Below are 17,943 nucleotides of genomic sequence, written 5' to 3'. Positions count from 1 at the left end.
TAAAATTACAAATAAGATATCAGATTATATATTTTAACAAATAAATTATTAAAAATATAACTTTCTGGAAGTCGTTGCAATTCGTCTATTCAAATTAGTACCAAGAACAAATTTTGGTACTATTCATTTGAGTATCTTTACAAAAAGACCTGATATGGAAAGCTTTAAAACCATTGCTGTATTCAATTATTTACACGAAACCGTGGTTCTGAAACACTTATTAGAACAGGAAGGGATTCCTTATTTTTTTGAAAACGAAATGACACTGTCTGTCGTTCCCTTGTACAGCACTGCGCTGGGTGGAATCAAACTCAAAGTTCATCCGAACGATTTCGAAGAAGTTCAGCAAATTCTGGACAATCTGAACAATCCTCTGAAAATCGTTTGAAACAACAATCAAAAACAAATTCAAATTAGCTTTGAATTCAAATAAAATTTAATTTTTTTCTTTTTCAGTTTTCAAAGTTGTCAACATATATTAAATACAACAAAAAAGAATTTTAAAAATTTAAAAAAATTTGGTTGTTATTATAGCTTGTTAATATGTCGAATAAATTTATTTTTAAAAGCATTGAAATGAAGTTTCTCTTAGTTATCTTGAGTTATCAACATACTTATATTTTGTTAAAGGATTAATTTCTAAGAGTTTTTGTATTTTAATTAACAACGGTTGACAACCAAAAATGAATTCAATTTGTAGATAAGTTCATATGTTGATATTTGTTGAAAATGGCATTTTTGGTATTGATAACTTTTCCAAAAATTCCTGAAACTTTATTAGGTTATTTCATTTGCGTTTTGGATTAGGTTTTTTTTCGACACGACCAAAAAAAACTTCTTATTTTCTATTCTAACTTATTAACAAATAATGTTAACTTAAAGTTAATTGAATATCAACGAATTACGAATCACTATCAACACTTCAAAATTTTAACAAATATTATGATTATTCTTTATTGGTAATGAGACAGTTACAGAGTTGTTAATAATGTTGATAACTGTTAAGAATCTGATAGTATGATAGTTATAAATTTTGTTTTTTGACGGCTGGTTTTACGAATGTACATCCATTATAATTGAGATGATTTATGTAATGTTTATAAGTGAGCAGAAAAAAGAAATTCGTGAAAATTGATGTATTTCGTGGCAAACATTTATTAATTGAGTAAATTTGTACCACACAACTTAATAGTATAAAAAAATGAAAATTTCGATAGGAAATGACCACGCAGGACCGGATTATAAAAAAGCAATTGTTGCAATGCTGCAGGCAAAAGGATATGAAGTAACCAATTATGGGACTGATACAGAGGCTTCTGTTGATTATCCTGATTTTGGCCACCCGGTTGCAAGTGATGTATCTGAAGGTAAAGCTGATTTTGGAATTGTAATCTGCGGTAGCGGAAACGGAATTGCAATGACGGCTAACAAACATCCAAAAGTAAGAGCTGGTTTATGCTGGACTAAAGAAATTGCTTATTTAACACGTTTACACAACGATGCTAATATTGTAAGTATTCCGGCTCGTTTTACCTCTATTGCTCAAGCAGTTGAAATTGTTGAAACCTTTTTAACAACTGAATTTGAAGGCGGAAGACATCAAAACAGAGTGAATAAAATTGCTTGCCAGTAAAAAGTCAAAAAAAATTCGGTGCTTCGCACCAATACTAAATACATAAGCCGGGCGGATTTTAAAAATTCATCCGGTTTGTTGTTTAAATAACTAAAATTTTATTTTTAAGTAATTGATAAAAAGGTATTTATGTAGTTATTAACAATGTAATTGTTTAAAATTTAACTTTCATTTTTAGATAAATCAATACAATCTGAATGAAAAGAATAAACGAGAATTTTATAATAAAAGAAGATTTGCTCGTTTTATGTCTAAAGAATAACATTGCTAAGAACAATCCAACTGTGCCACCAATGGCTTCCAGAAAAAATAAGGTGTTTTCAGGAATTCTTTGTTTGTTTTTCCGGGCTTGATATTTATCATATCCTGCGAGAATAAAAACAGTGATATTTACAACTAAAAAATACGTTAATAAAATTTCCATCGGCTTAAAATTAAAAACAAAGATATTATTTTAGCGGGGTGATTGATTAATCTAATGTCAATTTTGACAGACAGATTATCTCATTTTCTAATCCAGAAATTATTTCATTATAAAGTATGACTAATATTCAATTCATTGCCAAGTCTGTCCCAACAGCAGCAATTAACATTCAAAACACGGTAAAATTACTAGAAGAAGATTGTACTGTTCCGTTTATTTCCCGTTACCGAAAAGATACAACCGGAAATCTGGACGAAGTTCAAATTGAGCAGATTGCAAAACTTCAAAAGGAATATGAAACGATTGTAAAACGCAAAGAAGCGGTTTTGAAATCTATTGAAGAACAAAAATCACTTACACCGGAACTGAAACAGAAAATAGAGCAAAGTTTTGATTTACAGGAAATAGAAGATTTTTATTTGCCTTTTAAAAAGAAAAAGAAAACAAAAGCTGATGTTGCGCGTGAATTTGGTTTAGAACCATTGGCAAAAATCATTATGTCGGAGAATGATGTTGATGTTGATTTTATTTCAACACAATACCTGAACGAAAATGTGATTAATGAAGAAGCTGCCATGCAGGGCGCACGAGATATTATCGCGGAATGGATAAACGAAAATATTTATGTTCGTAAACAATTGCGAAGATTGTATCAACGAAAAGCAGTGATAGCAACTAAAGTTGTAAAAAAGAAGAGTGAGGAAGAAGGAGCTCAAAAGTTCAGTCAGTATTTTGAGTGGGAAGAACCGTTGACAAAAGCGCCTTCACATCGTTTATTAGCAATGCTTCGTGCTGAAAATGAGGGATTCGTAAAAATGAAAGTGGATGTTGATCTGGACGAAGCCTATGACATTATTGATGAGATCATTATTAAAAAACAAAACAGTACAACAGCCCATTTGCAGTTAGCGATTGAAGACAGTTATAAGCGATTGCTAAATCCTGCTATTGGAAATGAAACTTTGCAGGAGGCAAAAGCAAAAGCGGATGCTAATTCAATCCAGGTTTTTGCAAACAATTTAGGACAGCTGTTATTGGCACCGCCTTTGGGAGAAAAGCGTATTTTGGCAATCGATCCGGGATTTAGAAGCGGTTGTAAAGTAGTTTGCTTAGATGAAAAAGGAGATCTGTTGTATAATGAAACCATTTATCCTCACGCGCCTCAAAACGAGGAAACTATGGCGATCAAAAAAATTCGTTCTATGGTAAATGCGTATCAGATTGACGCTATTTCTATTGGAAACGGAACCGCTTCGCGTGAAACGGAGTTTTTCATCAAAAAAATCGCGTTCGACAAACCGTTACAGGTTTTTATTGTTTCTGAGGCAGGAGCGTCGGTATATTCGGCATCAAAAATTGCGAGGGAGGAATTTCCAAATTATGATGTTACGGTTCGTGGATCGGTTTCTATTGGAAGACGACTTTCAGATCCGCTGGCCGAATTGGTAAAAATTGATCCAAAAGCAATTGGAGTAGGTCAATATCAACATGATGTGGATCAGACGAAATTAAAAGAAGAATTAGACAATACGGTAATTCGTTGCGTGAACTCGGTTGGAATCAATATTAATACAGCGAGTAAACATTTATTGAGTTATGTTAGTGGAATAGGAGAGAAGCTGGCTGAAAATATTGTTCAGTACCGTTCTGAAAACGGCCCTTTTGAGGACAGAAAACAACTTAAAAAAGTGCCTCGTTTAGGAGATAAGGCTTATCAGCAGGGAGCTGCATTTATTAGAATTACAAATGCTAAAAATCCGCTGGACAATTCGGCAGTGCACCCTGAGGCGTATCCGGTTGTGGAGAAAATGGCGAAAGATTTAAAACTTTCGGTAAATGAATTAATTGCTAATAAAGAGAAAACAGCCCTTATTAAGGCCGAAAATTATATTACTCCTCAAATTGGATTATTAACTTTAAAAGATATCATAAAAGAGCTTGAAAAGCCTGGATTAGACCCGAGAAAGTCGGCTAAGGTTTTTGAGTTTGATGCCAATGTAAAATCTATCAAAGATTTGAAAACCGGAATGATTTTACCTGGAATTGTAAATAACATTACCAACTTTGGTTGTTTTGTTGATATTGGGATTAAAGAAAGTGGCCTGGTTCACATTTCTCAGCTAAAAGCAGGATTTGTCAGCGATGTAAACGAAGTAGTAAAACTACATCAGCATGTTGACGTTAAGGTTACTGAGGTTGATGAAGATAGAAAGAGAATTCAACTGACAATGATATTATAAAAGAGAATACGACTTCCAGAATGCGTACCGAGAGTATTTTTTTGCCACTGATTTTACAGATTCACACAGATTTTATACGCAATTACTAAAGAAATCTGTGGAAATTTTTCGAATCTGTGGCTAATTTTACCAGTTTGGTATTAGTCATGGATAGTTTTAAAACAGGAAATAAAAAAATCCCAAATTACAATCTTATATAATTGTAATTTGGGATTTCTAACAACTCGAAAGTTATTATTTTGTTTCTTCCTCTTCTTTTTTAGCAGCAGGAGCAGATTGATCATCCTTAGCGGCATTTTTGAATTCTTTAATTCCGCTTCCTAAACCTTTCATTAATTCCGGAATTTTTTTACCTCCAAAAAGTAATATCACAATACCTACTATTACGAGGATTTCTGTAAGACCTAATCTTCCCATGATTGTATATTTAATGCCGAAGCAAATTGTTTTCTAAATTTTAAGCAAAGGTATATAGAAATATACGAACAAGGAGTCTTTTTAGATTAAAATATTTGTTTGTGACAGCGTTAAATATTTTATAAAATAGTAAAATAAGTGTATTCGTTCATTTTTGTCCCGCAGCAACAAGACGATTAATTGTTATATTTGCTCGTAATAAATAACCATAAATGACCAGGAAAAAGTTCAATTTCAGGAAAAGTTTATTCATTAAGAACCGATTGGTGATTTTGAATGAGGATACTTTTGAAGAAATTTTTTCGTTCAAACTTAATTTAATGAACGTTTTTGTGACGTTTACTTTGGGTGGAATTTTTTTGATTTTAATTACTACTTTCATCATTGCTTTTACCCCTTTGCGCGAGTTTATTCCGGGGTATTCTTCCTCTGAATTAAAAAAGAACGCGACAGAATTGGCTATAAAATCAGATTCACTGGAAACTGCTTTAAAGAAAAATGAGGCCTATATAAACGGGATTCAGAAGGTTTTAAGAGGAGAATTGGAATATGCAAAATTCAATAAAGATTCTATTTTAGCAGAAACAGATGAGCCTTCGGAGGTGGATATGAAAGCTTCGGAAGAAGAAATTAAATTAAGAGAAGAAGTGGCCAAAATGGAGAAGGAGTCGGGTGAAAAATCCCGAAATAAAAAGAAAAGTGACAAGAATTAATACCTCAAACAATGTCTATTAAGTCAGTAGCAGCAAAATTATTTGCCAGCACCATATATTATCAAACCAAGGCCTGGGCCAATAAACCGGTCGAAACGCAACAAGCTGTATTTAAGAGTTTAATACACAGTGCCAAAGAAACTCAGTTTGGAAAAGATCATCATTTTGATAAAATAAAAACAGTTCATGATTTTAGAAAACGTGTGCCTGTTCGGGATTATGAAGATTTAAAGCCCTACATCGATAAGGTGAGGATGGGGGAAAAAAACATTCTTTGGAAAGGAAAACCGCTTTATTTTGCTAAAACTTCCGGTACAACTTCCGGAGCCAAATACATTCCGCTTACCAAAGAGTCGATGCCTTTTCATATTGAAGCATCCAGAAATGCGATTCTACATTATATTTATGAAACCGGAAATGCTGATTTTGTTGATGGAAAAATGATTTTCCTTCAGGGAAGTCCCATTTTAATTGAAAAATACGGAATTAAATTTGGTCGATTATCTGGGATAGGAGCGCATTTTGTACCAAAATATCTTCAAAAAAACCGAATGCCATCCTGGGAAACCAATTGTATTGAAGATTGGGAAACTAAGATTGACGCCATTGTTGAGGAAACGATTGAACAGGATATGACCATTATTTCGGGAATTCCGTCATGGGTTCAGATGTATTTTGAGCGTTTACAGGAAAAAAGCGGCGGTAAGAAAATCACGGATTTGTTTAAAAACTTTCAATTGTTTATTTACGGAGGAGTAAATTATGAGCCGTATCGTGCCAAGTTTGAAAATCTGATGGGCAGAAAGGTAGACAGTATTGAACTGTTTCCCGCTTCGGAAGGCTTTTTCGCGTATCAGGATTCTCAAAAAGAAAAAGGGATGCTGCTGTTGCTGAACTCAGGAATTTTTTACGAATTTATCAAAGCAGATGAATTTTTTGAACCAAATCCAAAAAGTCTGACCATTGGAGAAGTAGAGACAGGTGTTAACTATGCTTTGATTATTTCAACAAATGCTGGGCTCTGGCGTTATAATATTGGAGATACAGTACAGTTTACTTCTTTATTTCCTCACAAAGTTATTGTTTCGGGCCGAATCAAACACTTTATTTCAGCTTTTGGAGAACATGTGATTGCAAACGAGGTCGAAAATGCGATGAAAGAAGCCACGCAAGGAACCAAAGTCGTAATTAATGAGTTTACAGTTGCCCCGCAAATAAACCCTTCAAATGGATTACCGTATCATGAATGGCTGATTGAATTTGAAACAGAACCCGAAAACATGGACGTTTTTGCAGAAGCAATTGATAATTCGATGCGAAAACAAAATATTTACTACGATGATTTGATAACCGGAAATGTTTTGCGTAAAGTTGTGGTAAGCAAAGTTTCAAAAAACGGATTTCAGGAATACATGAAATCGCAAGGAAAATTAGGAGGTCAGAACAAAATCCCTAGATTATCAAATAATAGAGATATTGCTGATAATTTAAAGTAAGATTATAATGAAACAACAGTTTAGTAACACTAGGGTTTTATGAAACTATAGTTTTAAATTACTACTTTCGTTGATTGAAAAATACAAATTGCATCTTCTGAAGAAGAAGATTTTAAAATAGAATAGCATGAAAGAAACCAAACATATATCAAGATCAAGAGCACAGGAATCATCTGCTGCTATAGAAAAAATGTACATTACAATGCGTCACTTATTCAACCGTGGTTTTTATAAACCAATGGGAGTTTCAGGAGATAGTTTACGTGAGTCATTACTAGCATTACGTCCGGAGATATACGGAAATATAGGGGAAGAAAAAGTAGAACTTAATGGTCTTTTATACGTAATAGAACGTCTTCCGATAGGAATCGAGCAATGTCGTTTCATTAATTTAACTTCAGACGAAGGATATTCTAAATCACATTTTCAACCTATTGTTCCTCCAAAAAGAAGAAGAAACTGTTACCGAATTGATGAGGAGCAAATGAATGTTGAAATCACCCGCGGGCGATCCGATATTTATGATATTCTGACGCATTTGACTTTTATTTTCATCGAATCACATAAAATTAAAAACAGAGTTTTATTAGATGATGGAGGAGAGGTTTCCCGCGATTGGCTGAAATTAGAACAAGCCGTATTGCAGACGAAGAAGCTTTCTCAAATAGAAAAAGAAAAAGCAATTTCACATGTTGCTAATATTCTGGCAAGAACTTTTGAAGAAGTTTTAGATATTTATGACGCTTTTGGATCAGAGAATGCTCCTGATCGTTTCCTTCACGTTATTTACTGGTTAGGAAAACTGGCGATTGAAGAAGTTATTGACAACAATAAACGTACAATCACCTTTAGTCCGGTTTTAAGAGAGCGTTTAGGGCACCATATTCACGGTGAAATATGGGCAACTAACATCAAGGAAGTTCTTAAGGCAAACAATCTGTTAAAACGTCCAATTCATGTGATTAGTGCAAATATGCACAGTGTCATGAATTCAATTTTTGCAACACCGTTGTTGAAAACAAAATTTAAGGAGAAGTCAGATTTCTATATTTATGAAGAATTAAGTAAATCAGGTGCTAAAGAAATTAGAAGCCATGTAGAAGAGCTGGCGTTAAAAAACGGAATGATTTCGCTACCGGATAGCTCCGGAACGAATATCGATGTTCAGATTTTTGATACGGCTAAAATTGACTGGGGAAAAACAGCCTTTCCAAAAGCAAAACTGGAAGAAGAAAAACCAGTTATTATTGTAATGGATTATGCATTTGGAGAACAGGCTTATGAAACGATTGATGAACTTTTGAAACCGTATAAAAAAGATACTTTATTGAACGTAAAATCGGTTTCGATAATGGGTAAAGCCGGAATTCTGGAAGGTGGAAAAGGAGATATTATGATTCCTACTGCACACATAAATGAAGGAACTGCTGATAATTATTTCTTTGAAAATGAATTAACAGGAGCCATGTTTGAAGGAAATGATATTGCCGTTTTTGAAGGAGCTATGGTTACCGTTTTAGGAACATCATTGCAGAACAGAGATTTGTTGAAATTCTTCCACGAGTCTACCTGGGGTGTAATCGGTCTTGAAATGGAAGGTTCTTATTATCAGAAAGCGATTCAGTCTGCCTCTAAAATCAGAAAAAGTGTACCACACGATATTAAAGTTCGCTATGCTTATTATGCATCAGATAATCCATTGGAAACGGGTAGCACATTAGCTTCAGGTGGATTAGGTACAACAGGTGTAAAACCAACGTATTTGATTACCATTAAAATTTTAGAACAGATTTTCAACGTAAAATAGAACTTATAAATGAGTACAAGAGTACCCCAAAATCAAGAAGATCAGGAAATTGATTTGTTGCAGATTTCAAAAAAAATCAACCATTTTTTTCAGAGGATCAATACTTCTATTTTTAGGGGTATTCAGTTTTTTGTTCGAAATTGGATTTTGGTAGCAGTACTCATTTTGTTAGGTTTTTTGACGGGTTGGTATTTGGATGCCAATAGAGAATCGTATGATAATAAAATTATAGTTGCACCAAATTTTGGGAGTGTCGATTATTTATATGCAAAGATTGATTTAATTGATTCAAAGATTGCTTCCGGAGATACTGTTTTCTTAAAAAATATTGTTGGAATTTCGAATCCGAGAGTAATTTCAAAAATTGAAATTAAACCTATATCTGACGTTTTTAGATTTGTAGAAAATAAAGAACAAAATTTTGAACTTATAAAGTTAATGGCCGAAGATGGTGACATTAACAAAATCTTATTGGATAACGTTACCAGTAAAAACTATACTTTTCATTCGATTTCATTTATTTCTAATGAATTAATTGATGAAAAAGAATTTGTAGAACCGATATTAAAATATTTGAATAATTCGGAATACTATAATTCAATTCAAAAAATAGAATTCAAAAATATTGAACTGAAAATTGCTCAAAATGATACTATTATTGCTCAGATAAATGATGTTTTAAATGGGTTTTCAGGTACAGTAAAAAATACGGCTAAAAACGACAAATTAGTATATTACAACGAGAATACGCAATTAAATGATATTATAAAGACGAAAAAGGAATTGATTAATGATCAGGGCAGAAATAGACTGGAATTAATAAGTTTTGATAAAACAATTAAAGACATTAACTCAACCCTAAATATAAAAAACACAAAATCCATCTTCGGAAAGTTAAAATTTATACTACCAGTTTTATTTATTATTCTATTTGGATTAATAAACTTTTTTAAGACCTTTTATAACAAACAATTAGCAAAGCAGAAATTAACCCAATCATAATAATTGAATTCAAATTAAAACAAAAAAAAATGAATGCAAAATTACTATTAGGAGCTCTTATATTATTTTTTACTTTGAATTCATGTAAGAATGATGCCGTAAAAGAAGAACAAACATCATCAAAGGATAATTTTTCAGTAGTTATAGAAGGTGTTTTTGAAAAGAATGACAAATTGCAGGTTTTTTACTTACTTGATGGAAAAGAATGGAGTGAAGAAAACTCTGTTTCACAAGCAATTTATGCATCCAAAGATATGCAGAAAATAGAGTTAGATTTTCCAAAGAATATTAAAATAAAAAACATTAGAGTTGATTTAGGATTTAATCCAACACAATCCTATGTAACAATCAAAAATATTAGTGTAAAATATAAGGATGAAATAATTGATGGGGATTTAGAAGGCTATATTCTTTACTTTACACCAAATGAATTTGTAACATGGGATCCTAATTATTTTGGTTATAAGTTAAGCACTCTAAATGATAACTATGATCCATTTATGACGGGTAATGAATTATTTATGGATAAATTGGCGATGATGGGACAAAAGAAAGAATAGGTCTTTTGGACGTTATTTAGTTGTATTTATATATTTAATTTAAGAGTGAATGAAAAAGAATACAATTATAGATTATCTAACGTATGGTTCAGGTCAGTTAATAAACCTCATTGCACCATTATTGGTAGCTCCAAAAGTTATTTCAGTATGCGGTATTGAGCATTGGGGTAAAATAGGCGTAGCATTATCCGTTTTTACTTTGTTGGGATTATTTATTGATTTTGGATCTAATATTCTGGGGGTTAAAGAAATTAGCATTAATAAAGATAATTTTAGTAAAATTCAAAGCTATTTAAATACTTCTTTTGCTATCAAACTAATCTTTTTTTTCATACTCCTTTTTTTAATAATAGTCGTTAGTTTGATTTTTAATACTATAAATCAAAAGCTATATTTATTAGCATTAACACTTTTATCTGCTCAATTTTTTAATATCACATGGGTTTATCAGGGACTTGAGAAATTCGGTATTATCAATAGACTTATTTTCTTTTCAAAGGCAATTTATGTATTACTTGTATACATTTTAATTCGTGAAAAAGAAGATTATTATTTTGTTTTGTTCCTATTAGGAGCAGCGAATACGTTTATTTATTTATTCTATTTTATAAAAATATGGAAATCTTATAAGCTGTCTCTTTTAGATGTTAAAGGCGATTTAATTAAAAAGCAATTCAAAAATGAATACGCTATACTCGTTTCTAATTTTTCAATAGCGATATATGTACAAAGTCCAATTTTAATAATTCAATATTTATTAGGGGATTATTATGCCGGAATTTATAAAATTGGAGACATGATATTAAGTGTTTTTCGAAGTTATTTATCTGTCTTTTTTAATGTTAGTTTTCCTAAATTTTGTGAGCGGTATAGTCAAAATAAGAAAGAAGGAATTTTATTTTTAAAAAAAATAAACTGTATCAACACATTGCTATTAGTTTTAGGAGTTTTAGTGATACTAATTGGCGGAACAATTAGTATGAATTACTATGTTATAAATGATGATATCAACAATCTTCTGGGGTTTTATTCAGGTTTTTTAATAGTGCCAATTATAACGGCTCTAAATATTCCATTTTATCAATATTTAATTTACAAAAATGAGCAAAAGGTATTATCTAAAATTTTATCTTTCGGCTCTGTAATGATGTTGATTTCTGGTTATTTGTTGACTTTGTTTTTTAAATTAAAAGGAAGTTTGATTTCCGTTTTTTTTATAGAAGGTTTAATCACAACTCTAATAATATTACTTTGTTTTAAAAAATATAAAATTAGTTTAAGAACATTTCAAATCAATAAATAAATATGCAAGAGTCTTATTTAGAGAAAGAAAAGGAATATTTTTCAATAATCAGAAAAGATATTATTTCTTTTATTGGCATGGATAAGGATTTAACAATTTTAGAAATTGGAGCAGGAAGCGGTGTGACATTATTAGAATTAAAAAACAAAGGCATTGCAAAAAAGATAATAGGATTTGATATAGTAGATGTTGCACACAACAAAGAAAAATTTGATTCTTTTATTATTGGAAATGTTGAAAATGGTGATTTTTTGTTTGAATCTGACTTTTTTGATAGCATAATATTGGCAGATGTTCTTGAACATTTAATAGAACCACAAAGAACAATTCAAAAATTAATTCCACATTTAAAAAAGGGAGGAAATTTTTATATCAGTTTACCGAACATTAGAAATTATGAAGTTTTTTATAAAATCTTTGTTAAAGGAACTTTTGAATACACAAATGAGGGAATTTTTGATAAAACACATGTTCGTTTTTTTTGTAAAAAAGACATGTTAAACCTAATCAATCTATTTCCAGAGTTAGAAGTTCAGAAAATAGAATCAAATTTAAAGCATATTTCTTCAATGAAATCAACTTTAAACAAGCTAACTTTTGGTGTTTTTGAACCTTTTTTAAGTACACAGTATTTGATTAAGGTAATTCGAAAATAAAAGAAATAATATTGTTAATGAATAAGAAAGTATATATTGTTCTTTTAAATTACAATAGTTCTGCAGATTCTATTGAGTGCTTAGAAAGTATTTTAAAGCTAAAGTATACTAATTATCAGGTAATTGTTATTGATAATAGCGAAAAATCACAATATTTTGAAGAGCTAAAATTATGGGCTCAGGGAACTCATATTCCTAAGCACGAATTCTTTAAAAATCACACTCATCCTTTAGAAAAAAAGCCATTATCCTTTCTAAGTATTGATGAAAAAGATTTAGTATCAGAAACGAAGCAGGAAAAGATACTTTTGGTAAAAGCAGAGCGAAATAAAGGTTTTGCAGCAGGAAATAATTTGGCACTAAAATATATTTTAGACCAAAAAAAAATGGATTCCTATGTTTGGCTTTTGAACAACGATACAGTAATAGAGAAAAATGTACTGACCGATATTATTTCTGAAATTGAGAAACAAGATATATCTGGTAAAATAAATATATATGGGACTGCTTTATTGGAATATGATAATCCATCCAAAGTTCAATCACTGGGAGGTCTTTACCACTCCGGAACTGGTCTGACAACACATCTTGGAGAAGGAGTTTTGATTGATGAAGCCATTTTAAACTTTGATAAAATAGTTCAAAATGTAAGTTATCCTGTTGGAGCCTCTATGCTAATAAAGTGTAATGATCTTGAATCAATTGGATTATTATCGGAAGATTATTTTTTGTTTTATGAAGAAATAGATTGGGCTTCAAGAGCAAAGAAAAAAGGAGGCGGTGTAAAAATACTGCCGGTTTTTGGGGTTTATCATAAACAGGGAAATAGTACAAAATCAAAATTTAATAATCGTAAATCTGAATTTATAGATCTGATTTCATTGGATAGCCGGATTATTTATGCTAAAAAGTATAATCGAAAAAATCTTATAATTGTTTATTTATCGATTTTGACCTTGACTATTGGTAATCGAATTTGGCAAAGAAACTTTAAGGTAATTCCAAAAATTTTAAAATTGCTTTTTAGTAAAAGCAAAAAATTATCGTAATAAAATGAAAATAGATATTAAAAAAGTCTTTTTAGTGTTTCTGCCTTTTACTCAGGCACTAACTTTGAATATCTTTTTCCCACTTAAAATATCTGAAATAGCACTTGTCGTTTTAATTCTATTTTATGTCAATAAAACGATTATCTCAAAAGATACAATTTGGTTTTTTAATAATAATCTCGTTATTCTGTTATTAGGAATTCTGGTGACATTATCCTTTTTTGTAAATATTTTCTGGAACTATTCCTATCCCCCAAAGTTAATTCCTTTTAGGATCAACAGAGTTGGGGATAGTTTTATCAGGCTTTGTTATTTTTACTTGTGTTTAGCAGCTTATTACATATCATTTCGACTATTCATCAAAGATATTAGAATTTTAGAAAAATGGGTTTTAGGAGCAATGATCTCAGCCATTTTTGGATGGTATTTATTTTTATCATCAAAACTTAATATACCCTATTTTACACTTCCGGGTATGGACGATCCACAAATATTGGAGGGTTTTATAAGATGTAGTACTTTTAAAGAGGGTAATTATTTTGGATTATTTCTATTATTATCAGCATCAGTTTCTTTTTATTTAGAAAAAAGAGCCCATGGGTGGTTTTTACTCTTTAGTGTTATAGTATCAATGTCTACCATTTCGATAATTTCAGTATTCATTTTTATATTCTATTTTTATAGAAAAAGACTTTTAAGTCTAAATATACTTCTTAAAGTGATTCCAGTTGCAGTTATAGGAGTTTTACTGTTTATTCAGACCGATCTTTATCAAAAGTATGTTTATGAAAAACTATTTGATTCAACAAGAACACTTACTCAGAATAATTTTTCAAAAGTAGATAGGGTTATTACGGGAAATGTTGCTTTTTATTCAGGAATAGAAAATCCTTTTTTCGGAGTAGGGCCGGCTAATTATGGACTTCATTATGATTATTACAACAATTATAAAAAGATTGTTGTGCATAGAAATGATTATTTTGATCATTTTGCACAGCGAAAGAATGAAAGAGCTATACCAAACAATGTATATTTGGAAGTTTTGTCTGAATATGGTGTAATTGCCGCAATATTGTTTATGCTGTTCTTATTTCTTATTTTAACAAAAGCTTATTATTTAAAAGAAGATGCCATAGTTGCTGGTATATTCAGTATTATAATCTCTTTTAATGCATTTCCGTCGTTTATAATGCTCTTTATTTGGGTTTTTCTTGCGATACCTTTTGCGATTCATCGAAATAAATTAAACCAGCAGACAGCAACAATAAATTAATCCTTTGTAAAAAAAGCCATATGATTCAGGAGGTCTTTAAGAAAAATAAAATAGAGTTAGTCTGCTTCTTTTTTATAGCATTTGCTTTTGTCTTTAAAATCTCTTTAGCGACACCATTTATTTTGTTTTTGCTACTATTGAATATTTCAGGGGCGAAAGATTTTAAAGATAATTTTGCGGTTAAATTATTAAGCTTATTATTCGGATCAATCTATATATTGTACTTGTTGTCCTTCTTTTTGAATTATGATTTTTCGTCAAAATTAATTATCCGGTCACTTGGTTTTATTTTTATTCCATTATTGTTTTTAGTAAAAAGGATAAGTGAAAAGGAGATAAAGTTTTTTATTTTTTCCTTTTTAATTCTGCAATTGATACACACACTTTATATTAATTGTATTGTATTACAGTATCATTTTTTTTCAGCGTCTAAAAGTTTTGAAAACTTTACCGCTTTGGTCGAGAATAAGTTCTTAATAGAAAGACCTTATTTTTCTTTAAATTGTTTATTATCAATATTTTGTGTTAAGTTTTTATTGGATAGAGCCACAGTAAAAAAAGGAATACTCTATTTATTTATCGGCCTGATGATTTTTACTTTGTTCATTATTGCTGCAAGACTTGCAATGGGGGTTTCGGTACTAATTTGTCTTTTTATTTTTTTAAAAGAAAGGAAGATAGCTTATTTTGCAGGATTCTTATGCATTTTAGTTGTTACCGTTTTGACGAATAAATATGCTATACAAAGACTTGCAATAGAAAAAGGAGAACCTCGAATTGCAATATGGACCTGTGCAAAAAATATTATTGATGAACAAGAGTTTAATTATTTTATCGGAACTTTTAGCAGTGAGAAAGTGGATAAAAAATTAATTGAATGTTATAATTCAAAAGAAATATCAAGTGGTCCGTATTGGTGGATTGGAAAATACAATTATCAGTACAACACCCATAATCAATACCTTTGGTTTTTTGTTTGTTACGGTTTATTGGGACTAATTTTATTTTTAGGAATTTTTGGTGTTCATTTCTGGAATTTTATTAAAAACAAAAATGCATATTCCTTTTTTTTCATATTGATTTTTTCATTCCAAAGTTTATTTGAAAATCTTTTAAGCAGACAACTTGGAATTTATTTGTTTATTTGGTTCTGTTTTCTTTTTGTGTTCCCAATCGAAAATACAATTCAGGATGAAGAATAAAATTGTAATCAATGGCCGTTTTTTAACTCAAAGAGGAACAGGAGTTCAAAGGGTGGCTACAGAAATAAGCAAACATTTACAGCAACATTATAAAGAGGATATTCTTTTTGTTTGCCCTAATAAAACTTTCTTGAATCCTGCGGCAGAGTCATTTAATTGTGTAAAGACAGGTTTTTTTTCGGGTTATTTATGGGAACAAGTAGAATTACCTTTTTTCTTATTTAGGAACAAAGTTTCCTTATTGATTAATTTTTGTAATACAGCTCCAATTCTATTTAAAAAAAATTTAATCGTCATTCATGATATGGCGGTAAAAGAGAATAAAAATTGGTTTAATTGGAAGTTTGCTCTTGTTTATAACCTTTTGTTTCATTTTAATTTAAGAAGAGCCCTAAAAATTATTACAGTTAGTCATTTTTCAAAAAAACAAATTTTAAAATTTTACCCCATTATTGAACAATCAAAAATAGAAGTGATTTATTTGGCCAGTTTTTTTGATTTTAATGATGAAAAAAATCAAAATGCAGATTATTTTATAGCGGTAAGTTCTTTAGATCCAAGAAAAAATATTAAAGTAATTTTAGAAGCTTTTAAGCTATTGGATTTCAATCATTATAAGTTGAAAATTATTGGAGGTTCTTTTAATAATGTCTTTAGAAAAGATATTTTAGAATATGATTCAAGTGTTGAATTCTTAAATGAAGTTTCAGATTCTGAGCTAGAAAAACAGATAAGAGGAGCAAAAGCACTTATAAATGCTTCTTTTTATGAAGGATTTGGGCTTTCGGCGCTTGAAGCAATGAGTCTTTCTACCCCATGCATCTTGTCGGATATTCCCGTATATAGAGAACTATACGATGGAATTGCCACATTTTTTAATCCAGATGTCCCGGCAGAATTAGCACAAAAAATCGAAGATTTAATTCGTTCACAAAGTTATAACGATCTTTGCAAAAAGTCGTTTGAGGCATCTCAGAAATTTAGCTGGGAAAAAGCGTCACAAAATTATATTTCCATACTCGACGATTTGAAAAATAACTAGATGAGAGATTTGAAAAAAGCATTAATTAGCGATTGGTATTATGTAAACGGAGGTGCTGAAAAAGTAATACATTCCATAAATTCAATCTGGGATGATTTTGATCACTTTGCACTGATTGATTTTTTAAATGATAAAGACCGAAAGTTTATTCTAAATGGGAAAAAAGCAAGGACTAGCTTTATTCAAAGACTTCCAACGGTAAAGAAAAACCATCGTAAATTTTTACAGTTATTTCCAACAGCGATTGAACAATTTGACTTAAGTGATTATGACTTAATAATTAGTTCTTCATCAGCTGTAGCCAAAGGGGTAAGTACCCGAAAAGATCAGCTTCATATTTGTTATTGTCATTCGCCTATGCGATATGCCTGGGATTTGCAGGATCAGTATTTAAAAGATTCAGGCTTAGATAAGGGTTTAAAAGGATTTTATGCAAAGTATGTTTTGCAGAAAATAAGAAAATGGGATGTCTCAAACTCTGAAAATGTCGATTATTTTATTGCCAATTCTAACTATATAGCAGAAAGAATAAAGAAAATTTATAATCGTGAAGCAACGGTTATTTATCCTCCCGTCGATGTTGAATTTTTTAGTTTAGAAGAACAGAAGGATAATTATTATTTTACAGCTTCACGCTTAGTTTCTTATAAAAAAACGCAATTAATCGTAGAAGCTTTTAATGAATTACCACATTTAAAATTAATTGTTGCCGGAGACGGACCGGAGTTTCAAAAACTTCAGACAATTGCTAAAAATAATATTGAATTTGTTGGATTTGTAGAAGCCAATAGTTTAAAAAACTACATGCAAAAAGCAAAAGCATTTGTTTTTGCCGCTGAAGAAGATTTTGGGATTATTCCAGTCGAAGCACAGGCCTGTGGTACTCCGGTTATCGCTTTAGCAAAAGGCGGCACTTTAGAAACAGTTGTTGAAAATAAGACAGGAGTTTTTTTTCAGGAGCAATCATCAGAAAGTATTAAACAAGCAGTGATTGATTTTGAAAAGATGAAATTTAGTTCTACAGTAATTCGGGAGCATGCAATGAAGTTTTCGAAGGAACGTTTTGAAAATGAAATGGAAGCGTTTGTTGAGAAGAAATTAAAAAAAGGATTTTAGTTTAAAGTTT

The 17,943-nt window shown here is 30.7% G+C and carries 17 protein-coding genes; 15 read left to right on the top strand and 2 right to left on the bottom strand.

Annotated features, from left to right (window positions below):
• Nucleotides 1–154: 154 nt before the first annotated feature.
• Both BHE19_RS05290 and rpiB read left to right on the top strand, forming a co-directional pair.
• Nucleotides 155–388 carry a putative signal transducing protein gene (locus tag BHE19_RS05290; protein WP_017498760.1) on the top strand — a complete coding sequence of 78 codons (234 nt, stop codon included), beginning with the start codon at nucleotides 155–157 and terminating at the stop codon, nucleotides 386–388.
• Between the two features lie 813 nt (nucleotides 389–1,201).
• Nucleotides 1,202–1,633, top strand: coding sequence for a ribose 5-phosphate isomerase B (rpiB, locus tag BHE19_RS05285; protein ID WP_070906233.1), 432 nt, complete (start codon nucleotides 1,202–1,204; stop codon nucleotides 1,631–1,633).
• 154 nt (nucleotides 1,634–1,787) lie between these two features.
• Here rpiB and BHE19_RS05280 read toward each other — a convergent pair whose 3' ends face one another.
• Nucleotides 1,788–2,057 (bottom strand): DUF1294 domain-containing protein, encoded by a 270-nt coding sequence (locus tag BHE19_RS05280; protein WP_070906232.1) that lies wholly within the window; start codon nucleotides 2,055–2,057, stop codon nucleotides 1,788–1,790.
• Nucleotides 2,058–2,173: 116 nt separating this feature from the next.
• Here BHE19_RS05280 and BHE19_RS05275 point away from each other — a divergent pair, with 116 nt between their 5' ends.
• Nucleotides 2,174–4,297, top strand: coding sequence for a Tex family protein (locus BHE19_RS05275; RefSeq protein WP_070906231.1), 2,124 nt, complete (start codon nucleotides 2,174–2,176; stop codon nucleotides 4,295–4,297).
• A gap of 234 nt (nucleotides 4,298–4,531) precedes the next feature.
• Here BHE19_RS05275 and BHE19_RS05270 read toward each other — a convergent pair whose 3' ends face one another.
• Nucleotides 4,532–4,714: a Sec-independent protein translocase subunit TatA/TatB gene (locus tag BHE19_RS05270; protein ID WP_017498756.1), complete on the bottom strand. Its 183-nt coding sequence runs from the start codon at nucleotides 4,712–4,714 to the stop codon at nucleotides 4,532–4,534.
• A gap of 212 nt (nucleotides 4,715–4,926) precedes the next feature.
• Here BHE19_RS05270 and BHE19_RS05265 point away from each other — a divergent pair, with 212 nt between their 5' ends.
• The 12 genes from BHE19_RS05265 to BHE19_RS05210 all read left to right on the top strand — a co-directional run bounded on the left by BHE19_RS05265 (nucleotide 4,927) and on the right by BHE19_RS05210 (nucleotide 17,933).
• Entirely contained in the window at nucleotides 4,927–5,427 is a 501-nt protein-coding gene (locus BHE19_RS05265) for a hypothetical protein (protein WP_017498755.1), read from the top strand.
• Nucleotides 5,428–5,438: 11 nt separating this feature from the next.
• On the top strand, nucleotides 5,439–6,923 hold the full coding sequence (locus BHE19_RS05260; RefSeq protein WP_070906230.1) for a GH3 auxin-responsive promoter family protein: 1,485 nt from the start codon (nucleotides 5,439–5,441) through the stop codon (nucleotides 6,921–6,923).
• Between the two features lie 127 nt (nucleotides 6,924–7,050).
• Nucleotides 7,051–8,730, top strand: a complete 1,680-nt coding sequence (locus BHE19_RS05255; protein WP_070906229.1) for a DUF6909 family protein — start codon at nucleotides 7,051–7,053, stop codon at nucleotides 8,728–8,730.
• Between the two features lie 9 nt (nucleotides 8,731–8,739).
• Nucleotides 8,740–9,732: a hypothetical protein gene (locus BHE19_RS05250; protein WP_070906228.1), complete on the top strand. Its 993-nt coding sequence runs from the start codon at nucleotides 8,740–8,742 to the stop codon at nucleotides 9,730–9,732.
• 29 nt (nucleotides 9,733–9,761) lie between these two features.
• Nucleotides 9,762–10,292, top strand: coding sequence for a hypothetical protein (locus BHE19_RS05245; RefSeq protein ID WP_070906227.1), 531 nt, complete (start codon nucleotides 9,762–9,764; stop codon nucleotides 10,290–10,292).
• Between the two features lie 49 nt (nucleotides 10,293–10,341).
• Entirely contained in the window at nucleotides 10,342–11,595 is a 1,254-nt protein-coding gene (locus BHE19_RS05240; RefSeq protein ID WP_070906226.1) for an oligosaccharide flippase family protein, read from the top strand.
• Between the two features lie 2 nt (nucleotides 11,596–11,597).
• Nucleotides 11,598–12,251, top strand: a complete 654-nt coding sequence (locus tag BHE19_RS05235; RefSeq protein ID WP_083342466.1) for a class I SAM-dependent methyltransferase — start codon at nucleotides 11,598–11,600, stop codon at nucleotides 12,249–12,251.
• Nucleotides 12,252–12,268: 17 nt separating this feature from the next.
• A complete protein-coding gene (locus BHE19_RS05230) occupies nucleotides 12,269–13,300 on the top strand; it encodes a glycosyltransferase family protein (protein ID WP_070906224.1) in 1,032 nt (343 codons plus the stop codon).
• A gap of 4 nt (nucleotides 13,301–13,304) precedes the next feature.
• The gene (locus BHE19_RS05225; protein ID WP_070906223.1) at nucleotides 13,305–14,573 is read left to right on the top strand and encodes an O-antigen ligase family protein; all 1,269 of its coding nucleotides are present in this window, start codon (nucleotides 13,305–13,307) and stop codon (nucleotides 14,571–14,573) included.
• A gap of 587 nt (nucleotides 14,574–15,160) precedes the next feature.
• Complete coding sequence (locus BHE19_RS22720; RefSeq protein WP_157495853.1) at nucleotides 15,161–15,775, top strand: O-antigen ligase family protein; 615 nt, start codon at nucleotides 15,161–15,163, stop codon at nucleotides 15,773–15,775.
• Nucleotides 15,765–16,817: a glycosyltransferase family 4 protein gene (locus tag BHE19_RS05215; RefSeq protein ID WP_070906222.1), complete on the top strand. Its 1,053-nt coding sequence runs from the start codon at nucleotides 15,765–15,767 to the stop codon at nucleotides 16,815–16,817. Before BHE19_RS22720 ends, BHE19_RS05215 begins: the two co-directional genes overlap by 11 nt.
• Complete coding sequence (locus BHE19_RS05210; protein WP_207544106.1) at nucleotides 16,818–17,933, top strand: glycosyltransferase; 1,116 nt, start codon at nucleotides 16,818–16,820, stop codon at nucleotides 17,931–17,933.
• Nucleotides 17,934–17,943 lie beyond the last annotated feature (10 nt).

This window comes from Flavobacterium tructae, assembly GCF_001853485.1.
GTDB lineage: Bacteria > Bacteroidota > Bacteroidia > Flavobacteriales > Flavobacteriaceae > Flavobacterium > Flavobacterium tructae.
The sequence above is the reverse complement of the archived record's forward strand: the minus strand, read 5'-3'. Positions and strand labels throughout refer to the sequence as shown.